Below are 15,108 nucleotides of genomic sequence, written 5' to 3'. Positions count from 1 at the left end.
CACGTTGATCTTTTCCACTTATACGTTCATATTCTTATTTCTGCCGGTGACCTTTCTCGTCTACCGGTTGCTTACTTATGTGAAGGAGCCGAACGTCGCGAAGCTATGGCTTGTCATGGCGTCGATATACTTCTACGCGCAAGGCAGCGGAACATTTGTAATCTTGTTCATGCTCGACATCCTCGTCAACTTTGCGATCGGCAGCATGATCGTGAAAGCAGGCAAACAGGGAGCGACATGGACGAAGCGGCTATTGCTCACCATCGGCTTGCTGCTCAATGTCGCGTTTCTGGGGTATTACAAATATGCGAACTTCGCTATCGAAAATGTCAATCATTTGACCGGACAAGCTTTTCCGCTGCTGGAGATCGTGCTTCCGCTCGGGATATCGTTCTATACATTCCAACTGATCGCTTATCTGGTCGATTGCTATAAAGGACTGACCAAGGAAACGCCGATTGTAGACTTCCTGCTGTTCATAACCTTCTTCCCGCAATTGATCGTGGGACCGATCGTGCATCATGCCGATGTTATCCCGCAATACCAGGACAATGCGATGCGCCGCATCAATCCGGCGAATATCATGCTGGGCATGTTCCTGTTCTCCATCGGCTGCGCGAAGAAGATTATGCTGGCTGACCCGATTACGAGCTATGCCGCATCGTTCTATGCGAATGTCGGGGCCGGCGATACGCTGTCCGCGTGGCTTGCATCGGTCGGATATACGATCTCTTATTACTTCGATCTGTCCGGTTATGCCGATATGGCGCTAGGTCTTGCGCTGCTGTTCAATATCAGGCTGCCGCATAACTTCAACTCGCCGTATAAGGCGCGGAACTTCCGCGAGTATTGGCAGAGATGGCATATGACGCTGTCGAAGTTCCTGTCGGACTATATCTTCCGCAGCTTCTACCGTAAGGGAAGCGGGAGCTTCAACTTCTACTTTTCGGTCATGATGACGTTTTTTGTATCAGGCTTCTGGCACGGCGCGGGCTGGCAATTCATCGTGTGGGGACTGATCAACGGCGTCTTCGTATGCATGTCCCACTTCATGTACCGCAACAAGTGGAAGCTGCCGTTCATCCTGGCATGGACGCTTACGTTCGCAGGTGTAATCGGAACCCGGATTCTGTTCGTATCCGATACGATGGGCGAAGCGTGGACGGTGATCCGCAAGATGCTCAGCTTAAAGGATTTCACGGGCATGGACATGGCAGCCGCATTCGACAAGGTGGCAAGCTTCGCAGCTTACAACGCCTATACGATTGCGCTGGTGCTCATCGGCATGGCGATTTCGTTCTTCGGGAAGAACTCGGCGCAGATGTCGCATGACTTCAAGCCCAGCGTTCGCCACGCGGTCGCGGCAGCGCTGCTGCTAGGCATCTCGCTGGCACAGATGACTTCGGTATCCAATTTCCTATATTTCCAATTCTGAGGTGACAATAGGTGAAATTGCGCAAATGGTTGATCGCGTTCGTCGCGTCGCTAGGTTTGGCGGCGGCGGTCGTGGCAGGCTTCAACATCGTCGTCGATCCCTTCGGCGTATTCGGCGACAAGGTGCTCAAATGGCACTCCTACAACATGGTCAATAATCCGCGCGTAGCCAAGATCGGCTACCTGGACCAGTACCATGAACGCTATAATTCGTATATTATCGGCGGTTCCAAATCAAGCTCGATCTCTCCCGAGCTGTTGAACCAATATTACGGAGACGATGCGAAGTTCTACAGCATGCTGATGTACGGCGGGGATTTCAACGATTACGAGAAGACGCTTTATTATCTTGTAGATGAGTACAAGCCCCAAAATATCGTAGTGCATATGAGCCTGCAAGAACTCAGCCATTTCAACGAGAAGGCGACTGACTTCAAGCAATCGCTCCATGCTAAAGTATCAGGCGAGTCGACATTTAAGTTTTATTTGGATTATTTGAAGCTGAATCCTTCATACGGCTATTCCAAGCTGGAGGGTTACGCCAAGCGGGCAGTCGATTCATTCGAATACTCGCAGTTCATACCGGAGACCGGCGTCTATAATAAAGTGAAGCGAGATGCGGAGAAGGTTGATGATCTCGAAGCTTATATGCAGGCGAACAAAGCGGCCTTCGCTCCATTCGGCAAGCTGGAGGCATCGGCTCTCGACAAGAACGTTGATGCGCTTGCGCGAATGAAAGCATATGCGGAATCGCACGGCGCAACGTTCCGGCTAATTACGGGGGCGACTTCGGAGCAGGAGCTGCTCAGCTATGACATGGAAGACCTGAAGGAATATTGGTCCAAGCTGGCGGAAGTTACGGATTTCTGGGACTTCTCCGGCTATACGCCGATTAGCGGCGATCCGCGTTATTTCTATGATACGATGCACTATCGCAATACCCTTGGCAGCATGATGCTGGGGTACATCTTCCAGGATGAGAGCGTCTATGTGCCGAAGGGCTTCGGTCACTTGACGACCAAGGATAATGTGGCGGAGCATGCGGCAGCGGTCTTCGAGCGTCCTGCTGCGCCGTCCAAGGAAACGGTCAACCTTCCAATATTGGTCTATCATCATATCGACGATGATCCGTATGAGCCGAACTCGCTCATTACGCCGCCTGCCAAGTTCCGCAGCGACATGGAAGCGGTCAAAGCTGCAGGCTTCAATACGGTGCTGATCTCTGATTTGATCGACTATGTAGACGGGAAGAAGGAGCTGCCGGACAATCCGGTGGCGATCACATTCGATGACGGATATCTGAGCAATTATGAATACGGATATCCAGTGCTGAAGGAGCTGGGCTTTAATGCGACCATCTCCATAATCGGCTGGTCCACTGGACGCAGTGAGCACCGGATTCCGGGCAAGCAGTTCTATCCGCATTTTACGTGGGAGCAGGCTAAGGAAATGCAAGACTCCGGCATTATCGATATTCAGAATCACAGCTATGACATGCATGAATCGAATCCGGATGACCCTTCCGTACGCAGCGGTGTGCTGCAAATGGAAGGCGAATCGAACGGGGATTATGCCAAAGCGCTTCATTCCGATATTGGGGGCATGGCGGATTCTATCGAACAGCATCTAGGCAATACGGTGAACATCTTCACCTATCCGTTCGGCTTCTATTCCCACCTGTCCGAGCAAATCCTGAAGGACATGGGCTATCGCTCCACGCTGTCGACGAAATCGGGCATTAACCAGATCGTCAAAGGTGACCCGGATTCGCTATTTGCTCTTAAACGGATCAATGGCGGGCCTGAAGTGCCTAGCGAGACGCTGGTAGCAAGGCTGCAGGGCAAATAATATTCATGCTGTATGGATTGTTAAAAGGGAAGACTGCCGGGTATTACCCGGCAGTCTTTTTTCTGCTATACCGCATTCGGATGCAGCTATGCAAGCATAGCTTGAGCACAAACCAAAAAGATCATTTCCCAAAATTCGTCCGACTGGCAGCTAGCCTGTCGACGGGCTGTTCGGCGTATGACCCTTCTGGTTCCGATGTTGAGCCGCTGTACCTGCTACGTCATTCTCTGCTTGCCTGGAGCGAATCGCGAACGACACGTTTCTGCCTGCTGAGGAGCGCTGCTTGTGACGACCCATGGCTTATTCCTCCACCCCTTGCGTATAGTGGCCTGACCTCTGCTTCGCAAATCAGGCTTTATTAAGTTCTCCAGCTTGCACGCCCATCTTTCGCGGAAATGCTCGCCATGGAAGGGATAAGGATAAAAAAGAAGGTATTGGCAAAAGATAAGGACGTCCAACTCACCCGCGAAACAAGGGGGATGTCTATGAATGACCATGAAACGCCACTGGCCGCCAATATTGAAGAATCGCGGGAGAAGTTAAAGCATTTCCTGCATGATTGCAGCGATGCTTCAATGTATCACTTCAGGATTGGCGAGCAATTGCCCGGCATGTTTGTTTTTTTCAGCGGATTGACGCATGAGGACCGAATGGATGAGCTCCGCAAAGAAATGGCTGGTTGGAGCTTCCATGAAGATAACGGCTCCTTGCAGGAGCAATTTCAATATAGAGTTGCAGGTGTGTGCTCCGAAGAAATATCCTCGATGGAAGAGCTGGTCGATCATATCTCGTCCGGCAGCGTTATTCTCCTTGTCGACGGAATCGACCGCGGCTACGCTTTCTCCTTGGCGGAATGGCGGAAGAGAGCGATCGAGGATCCCGCTGCGGAATCCGTCATTCGCGGTCCCCGCGAAGGATTCACAGAGAGCATGGTCGACAATCGGGCAATGCTCCGGCGAAGGCTGAGAAGCCAAAAGCTGAAGATGAGGGGAATTGAGGTTGGCCGGTTGACAAAATCGCATATTACGATTGCCTATATTGAAGGATTGGCGGCGCCGGAGCTGGTCAAGGAGGTAGAGGACCGCATTGGCATGATCGAGATCGACGGCGTGCTGGAGAGCGGCACAATCGAGGAATATATCGAAGACGAGCCGTATTCTCCGTTCCCGCAGATGCTATGCACGGAGCGGCCGGATGCAGCGGCAGCCGGCCTGCTCGAGGGCCGTATCGTGATTTTGACAGACAATACCCCTATGGCCTTGATTGCGCCCGTCAGCCTGTTCTCCTTGCTGCAATCGCCGGAAGATTACTATGAGCGCTTCCTCATCGCTACGGCGATACGCTGGCTCCGTTATTCCTTCTTCTTCATTGCGCTGCTTGTCCCATCCGGTTACGTTGCTTTGCTTACCTACCATCACGAGATGGTGCCGTCCGCTTTGCTCCTTAGCATCGCCAAGTCGCGGGAATCGATTCCGTTTCCTGCCCTGATGGAAGCATTCATGATGGAGACGATGTTCGAGGCGCTGAGAGAAGCCGGCGTGCGCCTGCCCAAGCAGGTTGGCGCAGCCGTCAGCATCGTTGGGGCGCTGGTCATCGGCCAAGCCGCAACCTCAGCCGGGCTGGTCTCTTCACCCATGGTCATGGTCGTCGCGATTACAGGGATTGCCTCATTCTTGCTGCCGCATTACTCGGTAGGCATCTCCATCAGACTGCTTCGATTCCCGATGATGCTGCTGGCCGGCATATTCGGCCTGCTTGGCCTGCTGATGGGGATTATCGGCATAACGATTCATCTCTGTTCGCTGCGGTCATTCGGACTGCCGTATTTGTCTCCCATCGCGCCAATGATGGTCGGAGAATGGACGGACGTCGTGATGCGTCCGCCCGCCTGGCTTCCGCGAAAGCGGCCGAGGCTGACGAAAAGCGGGGGAAGCTGGCGCAGCAAACCGGGCATGCATGTCTCTAAATTGCATCGAAAACAGGAGTGAGATGCGGCTATGACAATACCAATGCGCTATCTCATTCGCGCGGCAGCGTCAATCGCTGCAATAGCCCTGCTTACAGGCTGCTGGGACCGAATTGAAGTTAATGACATTGCCATCATTCTGGGGGCCGGCATCGACCAGGAAGAGAATAACAAGGTGAAGCTGTCTGTGGAAATCTATCTCCCTGCTCCCGACAATAACGAATCTGGCGGCGGACAAGAAGGAATGGATTCCGGGAGCAAAAACGGCAACATTCTCGTATCCAGCGCCATAGGGTCCTCGATGGCTGATGCGATGTCGAAGCTCCAGAAGAGGCTGTCTCGCAGGCTGTACTGGGGCCATAACAATGTCTATGTATTTGGGAAAGAACGAGCGGAGCGCGGCTTCAATGACGATCTCGACTTTTTCCTCAGGTATGTTCGGGCACGAGAGCGGACCAATATATATGTGACGCAAGGGAAAGCGATCGATACGATGGGCGTAATACCCAGGCTGGACCAGAACTTGATGGAGGCGCTGACGGAGCTGTCCAAGACGGAGGTCAGCATCGATGTGGATTTGAAGACCGTGATGGAGCAGATCGTGGAGACGCCGGAGCAGACCTATACGGTGCCGTATATTCTGACCAGTGCCGTCATGTCGGAGAAGAAGCATCTGCGCAATGCCAACGTTCCTTATTTTAGAGGACTTACCATATTCAAAAAAGGCCGTATGATCGGCAGCCTGGACAATGAGCTGACCCATGGATACTTCTGGATTACGAATCAGATCAAAGCCAGTACGATATTGACGGCAGCTGTGGCGAAGGATGAGACTGTTGCTGTGAATTTAACGGCAAGCAAGTCCAAGCTTATCCCCAAAATCGACAGCAGCGGCGAGTGGAGAATGGAGCTGATCATAGAATGTGAGGGGAACCTGATCCAGAACGCCAGCCGGATGGATTATTCCGTACCGGAGCAGCTGACGGAAATAGAGGATCTTTTTGAAGCGATGATCAAAAAAAACGTCGACAAATCGCTGAATGTCATTCAGCAAAAATATAAATCGGATATTTTGGGCTATAGCAGGCTGTTCCGCAGAAAATATCCGAAGCAATGGGCTGCTGCCAAACCGGAATGGAGCGAGACGTTCCTAAGGATCAAGACGGACACGAGTGTAAATTTTCAGATTCGCAGACCCGGTGCGCTTGTAAAGCAAATCAACAACATCCCAATGGAGTGATGTCCGTATGTCCATCCCCTTTATGCTGCTTGTCTGGTTGTTCGCCATCGCATTAGGTTTTCTTAACGGCACCTGGCGCAGCCTGAAAAAACGGGAGGCCTGGGTTGCAGGCATGCTGCTTGCGCTGAGCTTGGCGCTGGCGATAGGCATGGCTATCAATCCGCAGCTGCCTAATCTGACGGAGTGGGTGGAGCAGGCCTTGACGCCGCTGAAGCCGCTTCTGGAGCCGGTGAGCTGATATGCTGAACGGGAAAATCTCTTCCTTCCAGCTGGCCATCATAATGTTCCAGTTCGTGCTCAGTTCTACTGTGCTTCTCATGCCGTCCATTACGACTCGTTTGTCGGAGAAGGATATGTGGCTGACGCCCCTTATTGGAATGGCTGTAGGCTATCTGGTTGTATGGCTTGCATACCAATTATTCAAGCTTTCGCCGGAAGGTTCCGTTGTCAGGCTGATGGAATCTCTATTTGGCACTTATCTAGGGAAAGCGGTCAGCATCCTGTTCATCGCATTCCAATTTCACATCGTCTCCATTTCCATTCGCGATTACGCGGAGTTTATTGAATCCAACTTTTTTCTGAAGACGCCAATTGTCGTCATTATCGGGACAATGCTTATTTTATGCGGATGGGCGGTAAGAAGGGGATTTGAGGTAATTGCGCGTACCGGTCAAATTTTTGTTCCGATTATTACTTTATTTACGTTGCTAATACTCGTGCTGCTTATACCGGAGCTTAATCCCCACCATCTGCTGCCGCTGCTTGAGAGAGGGCCGGCACCCGTCCTTCAGGGCTCTCTTGTGGTGGACGGCTGGTTCAGCCAGTTGCTGCTGGCAGTATATATATTGCCATTGGTGCGGGACAAGAACAACATCAAGAAATGGGGCTTCTGGTGCGTTACCGGCATCACGTTTGTCATGGTGGCGTCTAATCTGGCCGTCTTTATGCTGGTAGGGGAAAGCGCCGGCTACTATACATACCCCGTGCTAATGGCAGCCAGATATATCGCTTATGCCGAGTTTTTTGAGCATTTGGAGGCAATTGTGATGATGGTATGGGTATTAGGCGAATATATCAAAATCAGCGTCTATTATTATGCGATCACTCGTGGCATCTCCGATACATTCCGGCTTCAGAAGCCGGAAGCGATCGTCATGCCCGTCGGCTTGCTGCTGCTCTTCGTATGTTTTTGGGTAGGGCCGGATTTTCAGACGGTGTCCACCTTTATTGCAAATATAGGAACCAGCTATATATTGATCGGATTTGTTGTTTTCCCCATGCTGCTATGCGGGCTTGCCCTTCTGCGGAACTGGTTCAAAGGACTCGGTACTAGCGCAAAATAGTACTGTTCCGCATCTAAATATTTCCTTATAGTGGATAGATAGAAAAAGAAAAAATAGCTATGAGGGGATGGGTGAGGGGATTTGGCTGCAAAAGAATCATTCTGGTCGAGGGTGCTGACGGGGCTGGTTTTTGTGCCGCTCATCTGGATCGCCGGCTTTTTTGTTTTTATCTTTGCTGTGTTGTCAGGCGCCGGTTTGTTTTATATTTGGACGATCATTAGCATATGCGCAGTGCTGTCGGTCATGCTGGTCCTCGGTCTGGGGCAATGGCTGAGGCGCAAAGTTTATTGGAGCTGCATGGCGGGAGTGCTGCTTATAATTGCCGCTGTCATATTCGGCTATGAGATGAACCGCTTGTATCACGACAGCATTCCCCAAGTTGCGGAAAGCGAAGTGGATCTCGCCGCTTATGAGCCGTTCGTGCGCGGCTCCAAGGCCGTGGTGCTGAATGAGACGCCGACGCTCAGAATTGAAGACGAGCTGCCTATCATGGATGGGGCTACGGCGCTGTACCCGCTATATTCGGCATTCGCGATGGCCGTGTACCCAGAGAAAGAATACGATCATCTCCGCAGCGAAGTGCGCTCCACCAAGACGAGCCAGGCGTACGACAGTCTGATTTCGGGGGAAGCGGATCTTATTTTTGCAGCTGAGCCCTCAGAGCGGCAGAGGGGAGATGCGCTGGCAGCCGGCGTGCAATTGAAGCTGACGCCGATCGGCCAGGAGGCATTTGTGTTTTTTACGCATGCTGACAATCCGGTTAGCGGGATTACGATGGAGCAGATACAGGATATCTATGCGGGAGACCTGACCAATTGGGAAGAACTTGGCGGCAAGCCTGCCCCGATCAAGGCGTTCCAGCGACCGGAGGGCAGCGGCAGCCAGTCGGCGCTTCAGCGGATCATGAAAGGAAGGAGCCTGGCTGCTGCGCCTAGAGATGATGTGCCAGCTGGTATGGGCGGCATGATCCAGCGCACGGCAGACTATCGCAATTATCCGAATGCGCTTGGTTTTACTTTCCTGTATTATGCGACGGAAATGGTAGGGAACGGCGATATCAAGCTGCTTTCGATAGATGGCGTCTATCCATCCAGAGAGACGATCGCAAATGGAGCTTATCCGCTTAGCAGCCCGTTCTATGCCATCACGGCAGGAACAAGCAATCCTCATGTCGAATCCTTGATAAATTGGATACGGTCGGAGCAAGGACAGAAGCTTGTGGCAGAGACTGGCTATACGCCGCTTGCCGTGCCGTAGCAACTAGAGAGGAGCACATACATGAAACCGACTATATTTGTAGATCGCGCCATTCCGGATGCTGTCATGAGTTATTTGCGTGAGCATTGCACGGTTGATGCCTGGACGGAAGAGGATACCGTGCCTAGAGGAGAGCTTCACAAGCGACTGGCGGCAGCGGAGGGTTATTTGACTAGCGGAAGGCGCATTGACGATGAGCTGCTGGCGGCAGCGCCGAAGCTCAAAGTCGTAAGCACAATCAGCGTAGGCTACAATCACTTCGATATCGGCGCCATGAAGCGACATGGCGTCACGGGGACGCATACGCCGGAGGTGCTGGATGAGACAGTGGCCGATCTTGTATTCGCGCTTATGCTGGGCAGCGCCCGCCGAGTGGCGGAGCTCGACCGCTATGTCCGGGACGGACTCTGGAAGCGGGGAGACGGCGACAATTTGTTCGGCATCGATGTCCATTCCGCCTCGCTCGGAATCATCGGCATGGGCCGCATCGGCGAGGCGGTTGCCCGCAGAGCCGCGCTGGGCTTCGGGATGAAGGTGAACTATCATAACCGCAGCCGCAAGCCGGAGGCCGAAGCGAAATATGGCGCGGCCTACATGGCACTCGACGAGCTGCTATCCGCTTCGGATTATGTCGTGCTGCTGGCGCCGTTAACGAATGAGACAAAAGGATTAATAGGCAAGCGGGAGTTCGGCTTGATGAAGCCTTCCGCTATCTTCATCAACGCCTCTCGGGGAGCTACGATCGATGAAGAAGCGTTGATTGAAGCGCTGCAGAAGGGGACGATCAGAGCTGCCGGCCTGGATGTCTACCAGCAGGAGCCTCTGCCTGCCGAGCATCCGCTGCTCGCGCTCCCTAACGCGTTGTTGCTGCCGCATATCGGCTCGGCTACAACGAAGACGAGAGAGGACATGGCCATGCTGGCTGCGCGCAATCTTGTGGCAGCGCTGCAAGGGGAGGAGCCGCCTCATCGCGTTCCGGAGTTCAAGAACTGATCTGGAGATCGGATCGGCGGCATGCCATGGGTTCTACACAAGAAGGGGCTGTCCCTAAGTCGTCAATGACTTTGGGACAGCCCCGTTCTATTGTCGCGAATAGCATCGTGTGGCGTTACTACAACGAATTTCGCAGCGACTCTGAGCCTGTAACGGTGCTACACACCGCTATTTGCGTAATTTCGCCCGTTTAGCGCGTCTAACAGCGTGTGGCCTTGCTACATCGAAATTTTCAGCGATTCCGAGCCTGTAACGGTGCTACACACCGCTATTTGCGTAATTTCACCCGCTTAGCGCGTATAACACCGCGTGGCGTTACTACAACGAATTTCGCAGCGTTGCACCGTTATTTCGCCTAATCAGCTCAAGACTCCTCGCTAATGCTGTAGATTGGTCTGCCAATCGTTCTAATTGGCATCAGCAGCTGGCAGCTTGACGACTTCTACGCGGTTGGAGAAGAAGGTAGCTCCGCCGCCCATGTCGGCGAGTCGCTGCGGCGTGAGGGCGTTCACTGCGCTGAAGCCCTCCGCTTCATCATCCCACCAGAGGCCTTGCGTGACCAGCACGCCTGGAAGCACATCTCCGCCAACCTTTAACGTTAGCCGAACCTCGCCGCGGTCATTACGGACCAGCACGCGCTCTCCGTCAACTAGCTCCAATCTCTCCGCATCATCTGCATGCATATGGAGAACCGGCTTCTTCTCCAGCTTCTGGAGCTTCGCCTGATTGGCGAATGTGGAATTAATATAGCTGTGGTTAGGCCCGGTCGTCAGCAGAAACGGATACTTCTCCGGCTCGGCAAGCGGCGTATAGGTCGCTACCGGCGGCAATCCTGCTCCGCGCATCGACTCGGAATATAGCTCAATCTTCCCGCTTGGCGTCGGCAAGGAGTCCGTCTTCGGATAGCGGGTGCCATCGCTTGCTTTCATCCAATCATGCTCCATTAATGCCTCGAAGGTGATATCCTTCAGCAGCGGATTGTGTCTGCTGTCCAGCGCGATGCGAATCATATCCTCTTCGGACAGGTCGAACAGCTCCGGCTCGAAGCCTATGCGCAGAGCCAATTCCTTGAAGAGCGTAAAGTTGGATTTGCTTTCGCCCGCAGGCGGCTTGATCGGCTTGCTAATTTGGACGTAATGATGCCAATAAGAGGAATAAAGGTCCAAATTCTCAAGATGGGCGGTTGCAGGAAGTACGATATCCGCGTATTTGCATGTGTCGGTCAGGAACAAATCGTGAACGACCGTGAACAGATCCTCCCTCATCAACCCTTCTCTTACTTTGCTCTGGTCCGGCGCTACAATAGCAGGATTGCTGTTGTAGACAAACAGCATGCGGACAGCAGGCTCGAGCGAAGTCAGCGCGTCGCCTAGCTGATTCATATTGACGGTCCGCACATCCGGATCGGGCAGCAGATCTTCACGCTCGATGGCGGCATTGTTAATCCGGGAGTACCAGCTGTTGCCCTTCATGGCGCCGCCGCCGATTTCGGCCCATTGCCCCGTCAGAGCAGGGAGGCAGGCGATGGTGCGGACGATCATGCCGCCATTGTCATGATGCTGCAGCCCATTCCCGATGCGGATAAAAGATGGGGTGGTTGTCCCGTAGGCGGTGGCCAGTTCCTCGATCTTCTCGACCGGAATGCCGGTAAGTTCCGCAGCCACCGCAGGGGGATATTTGGCGGCTTCAAGCTTCAGTTCCTCATAACCGACCGTATTCTGCTTAACAAATTCATCATTCACATATCCGTCGCGAATAAGGATATGCATCATGCCGAGCGCCAGCGCGCCGTCGCTGCCTGGGCGGAGCAGAATAAATTCGTCCGCCCAGGAGGAGGTGCGGTTGCGGTGCACGTCGATATGAATGATGCGGGCTCCCTTCTTGCGGGCCTCCGTAGCGAGCATGGTCTGATGCATGTTGGTTGAGACCAGATTGGCTCCCCAGATGAGGAACAGCTTTGTATGCACGGTCTCCTCAGGATCAATGCCGATGGAGCCGCCCATCGTGTAGCTGTAGCCCTTGGAGCCGGCAGCATTGCAGATCGTACGGTCCAGCTTGCTCGCGCCAAGACGGTGGAAGAAACGGCGGTCCATGCCCTCGGCATTCAACACGCCCATATTGCCATAGAAGCTGTAGGGCAATATGGCTTCGGCGCCGTATTCATCTCGAACGGAAGCCATTCGGCGGGCAATTTCCTCGTAGGCTTCATCCCAGCTGATCCGCTCAAATTGCTGTGATCCTTTCGGGCCGGTTCTTCGCATAGGGTACAGCAGCCGGTCGGGATGGTGGACCCGGTCTGGCAATTGTCTCACTTTGTTGCATATCGCTCCGCGCGTAACGGGGTGATCGGGATCGCCTGTAACGCCGATTACCCGCCCGTCCTGAAGCGTGACATGAAGGCCGCATGTATCGGGACAGTCGAACGGACAGACGGAACGTACGACGCCGTTATCTGTGAAAGCAGTCATAGTAGAATCACTCCGAAATCTTGTTAAGTCTTAAATAGTCTATCTGTTCATTATACGTGCTGGCGGCGCTCTTTTAAATATGCCGAAGGGGAGTGTCCCAGCGAGCGCTTGAAGACGCGCTGGAAGTAGGTGACGTCGGAATAGCCCAAGTAATCGGAAATTTCCGATACGGTGAGCAGCGATTCCGTCAGCATATAGACGGCCGTGCGCATGCGGAGGCTATGCACATATTCGCTGATGGTCTGTCCCGTCACCTGCCGGAACAAGGTTGCGGCATGATTCGGCGATCTGCCGATGCATTCGCCGAGGTGTTCCTTGGTCACCTTGCCGCGGTAATGATCTTGCAGATAGGCTTTCATCCGCTCGGTATGGTGCTGCGATACGGCAGTCTGTTCACCTCGGACCAGCTCTCGGCTCCATAACGCTAGAGCCTCCAATGTGAGTGCGGCTGCCCGAAGCTGAATATACGGCAAGCCTTCTTGCCATTCGCTCCATACGGTCCGCAGCCTCTCCATGACCATATCGTAGCATCCGGCTTTGGCCTTGATGAAGGGGAACGAGCTGGATAATGGCCCATCGAGAGCAGACTTCTCCAAGCGAAAGGTCAATACAAATTGCTCATGAAATACAGTCGGCACGCTTTTGCCGTAATAAGCCGCACCGGGGGAGATGAACATAAAGTCGCCCTTCTCCAGCAGGAGCTTTTCCCCATTAATCCAATAGACGCATTTTCCATATGTCATCGCGATTAGAACGGCATAGTTCTCCCCGGCAGGGCGCTCTGCATACCAGTTCATGCCTTGATGTTGACGCATTCCTTCGAACGACAGCATACGACACCTCGAATCATACTATAATAAAACCATCATACTATAGTGCATGTACGTTGTCTTCTTTTTCCTCTACAATGGACAAAGCCAAAGATGGAGGGATGACGACATGAGTCTGACGAAAATTGTATGTACAATGGGACCATCCAGCAATTCGATATCCATACTGAAGGAAATGATGAATGCGGGCATGAATGTTGCCCGTTTGAATATGGCGCATGGCGAGCTTAGCGATCATAGCGAGCGCATCGCCTTGATCCGCGAGGCGGCATCGGCGGCATCGGCTGTCGTAGCAGTGATGATGGACATTAAAGGACCTGAGATCCGGATCGGCACATTGGAGGAATCCAGCTACGAGCTGAAAACGGGCGATAAGCTTACGTTGACCAGCAGACCGATTACAGGCAATGGCAGCTGTGTGGCCGTCAATTACCCCGATATGCCGAAGGTAGTCAAGGCCGGTGATAAAGTGCTGATCGACGACGGCCTAATCGAGCTTTGCGTAGATGCGGTAGAGGATTCCGAAATTTTGTGCAGCGTGCTGAACGGCGGGCCGCTTAAGCCGCGCAAGGGCGTCAATCTGCCGGGTATCCGCACGACGCTGCCAGGTGTAACCGAGCGTGACATTAAGCACATCGCCTTTGGCGTGGAAGAAGGCGTGGATATGATTGCGATGTCGTTCGTCCGCAAAGCAGAGGATGTGCTTCAAGTGAAGCAGCTGCTGGAGGATGCAGGCGCGGGTCATATTCAGATTATTTCCAAAATTGAAAATGAAGAGGGCGTCGAAAATCTGGATGCCATCATCGAAGTGTCCGATGGCATCATGGTTGCCCGCGGCGACTTGGGCGTCGAGATTCCGGCTGAAGACGTTCCGATGATTCAGAAAGAAATGATCCAGAAATGCAATCTGGCAGGCAAGCCGGTCATCGTTGCTACGCAAATGCTGGATTCGATGCAGGTGAACCCTCGGCCGACGCGCGCAGAGGTCAGCGACGTGGCCAATGCGGTGCTGCAAGGCGCGGATGCGGTCATGCTCTCCGGCGAGACAGCAGCGGGCAAGTATCCGCTCGAATCCGTGCGCATGATGGCCATGATCGCCGAACGCGCAGAATCGACAATCGACTACACGGAGCTGTTCCGCAGCAAGCTTACAGCACCATCCTCGTCTACGACAGAAGTAATCAGCCAGGCGGTAGTCAGCTCGTCCTTGCAGCTGGATGCCAAAGCGATCCTGACGCCGACCGAAAGCGGCTTTACGGCACGAATGGTATCCAAGTACCGTCCGAAGGCGCCGATTATTGCGGTCACGGCGCATGATCATGTGCTGCGGCGCATGACGCTTGTGCGCGGCGTTGTTCCGGTGAAGGGCGAATGGGCGGAATCCACCGACGCGTTGTTCAAATCGACGGTACGCAATGCATCCCGAACGCAGCTCCTGAAATCCGGCGATTATTTCGTTATCTCCGCAGGCATTCCGAGCGGACGGGCAGGCGCAACGAATCTGATTCAGATTCAGCAGATGGAGTAGCATGCCATAGCAGCAAGCGATGTCATGCACATCCGGCTCTTGACAGAAAAGCTTCATGGTGACACAATAGATAAGGTTCGCATTACGCTTGTAATGCCGGATTATGATACACGCAATCCTTTCGTATAACTCCACATAACGGCTTTGGGCACAGGGTGGGGGTATCTACGGGAAGCCTAACTTCCTTGCTACGAATGGCAG

General features: G+C 53.3%; 12 protein-coding genes. 9 read left to right on the top strand and 3 right to left on the bottom strand.

What is annotated here, in order from left to right:
* Positions 1-4 precede the first annotated feature (4 nt).
* On the top strand, positions 5-1,435 hold the full coding sequence (locus D3P09_RS22230) for an MBOAT family O-acyltransferase (RefSeq protein ID WP_120113611.1): 1,431 nt from the start codon (positions 5-7) through the stop codon (positions 1,433-1,435).
* 11 nt (positions 1,436-1,446) lie between these two features.
* A complete protein-coding gene (locus D3P09_RS22225) occupies positions 1,447-3,282 on the top strand; it encodes a polysaccharide deacetylase family protein (protein ID WP_120113610.1) in 1,836 nt (611 codons plus the stop codon).
* A gap of 150 nt (positions 3,283-3,432) precedes the next feature.
* On the opposite strand, the gene D3P09_RS27825 is transcribed toward D3P09_RS22225, so the two are convergent.
* On the bottom strand, positions 3,433-3,579 hold the full coding sequence (locus D3P09_RS27825) for a hypothetical protein (protein WP_165867543.1): 147 nt from the start codon (positions 3,577-3,579) through the stop codon (positions 3,433-3,435).
* Between the two features lie 188 nt (positions 3,580-3,767).
* Between D3P09_RS27825 and D3P09_RS22220 the strand changes: the two genes are divergently transcribed.
* From D3P09_RS22220 to D3P09_RS22195, 6 genes are all read left to right on the top strand, one after another.
* Entirely contained in the window at positions 3,768-5,270 is a 1,503-nt protein-coding gene (locus D3P09_RS22220) for a spore germination protein (RefSeq protein WP_243644397.1), read from the top strand.
* A 9-nt stretch (positions 5,271-5,279) separates the two neighbouring features.
* Entirely contained in the window at positions 5,280-6,488 is a 1,209-nt protein-coding gene (locus D3P09_RS22215) for a Ger(x)C family spore germination protein (RefSeq protein WP_120113608.1), read from the top strand.
* Positions 6,489-6,495: 7 nt separating this feature from the next.
* On the top strand, positions 6,496-6,726 hold the full coding sequence (locus D3P09_RS22210; RefSeq protein ID WP_120113607.1) for a hypothetical protein: 231 nt from the start codon (positions 6,496-6,498) through the stop codon (positions 6,724-6,726).
* 1 nt (position 6,727) lies between these two features.
* Complete coding sequence (locus D3P09_RS22205; protein WP_120113606.1) at positions 6,728-7,831, top strand: GerAB/ArcD/ProY family transporter; 1,104 nt, start codon at positions 6,728-6,730, stop codon at positions 7,829-7,831.
* An 81-nt stretch (positions 7,832-7,912) separates the two neighbouring features.
* Positions 7,913-9,088, top strand: a complete 1,176-nt coding sequence (locus D3P09_RS22200; protein WP_243644396.1) for a PstS family phosphate ABC transporter substrate-binding protein — start codon at positions 7,913-7,915, stop codon at positions 9,086-9,088.
* A gap of 21 nt (positions 9,089-9,109) precedes the next feature.
* A complete protein-coding gene (locus tag D3P09_RS22195) occupies positions 9,110-10,081 on the top strand; it encodes a 2-hydroxyacid dehydrogenase (protein WP_120113605.1) in 972 nt (323 codons plus the stop codon).
* Between the two features lie 407 nt (positions 10,082-10,488).
* On the opposite strand, the gene D3P09_RS22190 is transcribed toward D3P09_RS22195, so the two are convergent.
* Together D3P09_RS22190 and D3P09_RS22185 are read right to left on the bottom strand one after the other, a co-directional pair.
* Positions 10,489-12,549, bottom strand: coding sequence for a molybdopterin-containing oxidoreductase family protein (locus D3P09_RS22190; RefSeq protein ID WP_120113604.1), 2,061 nt, complete (start codon positions 12,547-12,549; stop codon positions 10,489-10,491).
* 50 nt (positions 12,550-12,599) lie between these two features.
* The gene (locus tag D3P09_RS22185; RefSeq protein ID WP_120113603.1) at positions 12,600-13,382 is read right to left on the bottom strand and encodes a helix-turn-helix domain-containing protein; all 783 of its coding nucleotides are present in this window, start codon (positions 13,380-13,382) and stop codon (positions 12,600-12,602) included.
* A 106-nt stretch (positions 13,383-13,488) separates the two neighbouring features.
* On the opposite strand from D3P09_RS22185, the gene pyk reads away from it, so the two are divergent.
* Positions 13,489-14,907 carry a pyruvate kinase gene (pyk, locus tag D3P09_RS22180; RefSeq protein ID WP_120113602.1) on the top strand — a complete coding sequence of 473 codons (1,419 nt, stop codon included), beginning with the start codon at positions 13,489-13,491 and terminating at the stop codon, positions 14,905-14,907.
* Positions 14,908-15,108 lie beyond the last annotated feature (201 nt).

Source organism: Paenibacillus pinisoli, from assembly GCF_003605435.1.
GTDB lineage: Bacteria > Bacillota > Bacilli > Paenibacillales > Paenibacillaceae > Pristimantibacillus > Pristimantibacillus pinisoli.
Note: the sequence above shows the minus strand (reverse complement) of the source record. Positions and strands in the feature narration are given on the sequence as shown.

Bases quoted from the DNA above. Each gene is read 5' to 3' on its own strand.
- D3P09_RS27825 (WP_165867543.1), bottom strand. From the start codon at position 3,579: ATGGGTCGTCACAAGCAGCGCTCCTCAGCAGGCAGAAACGTGTCGTTC.
- D3P09_RS22220 (WP_243644397.1), top strand. From the start codon at position 3,768: ATGAATGACCATGAAACGCCACTGGCCGCCAATATTGAAGAATCGCGG.
- D3P09_RS22215 (WP_120113608.1), top strand. From the start codon at position 5,280: ATGACAATACCAATGCGCTATCTCATTCGCGCGGCAGCGTCAATCGCT.
- D3P09_RS22210 (WP_120113607.1), top strand. From the start codon at position 6,496: ATGTCCATCCCCTTTATGCTGCTTGTCTGGTTGTTCGCCATCGCATTA.
- D3P09_RS22205 (WP_120113606.1), top strand. From the start codon at position 6,728: ATGCTGAACGGGAAAATCTCTTCCTTCCAGCTGGCCATCATAATGTTC.
- D3P09_RS22195 (WP_120113605.1), top strand. From the start codon at position 9,110: ATGAAACCGACTATATTTGTAGATCGCGCCATTCCGGATGCTGTCATG.
- D3P09_RS22190 (WP_120113604.1), bottom strand. From the start codon at position 12,549: ATGACTGCTTTCACAGATAACGGCGTCGTACGTTCCGTCTGTCCGTTC.
- D3P09_RS22185 (WP_120113603.1), bottom strand. From the start codon at position 13,382: ATGCTGTCGTTCGAAGGAATGCGTCAACATCAAGGCATGAACTGGTAT.
- pyk (WP_120113602.1), top strand. From the start codon at position 13,489: ATGAGTCTGACGAAAATTGTATGTACAATGGGACCATCCAGCAATTCG.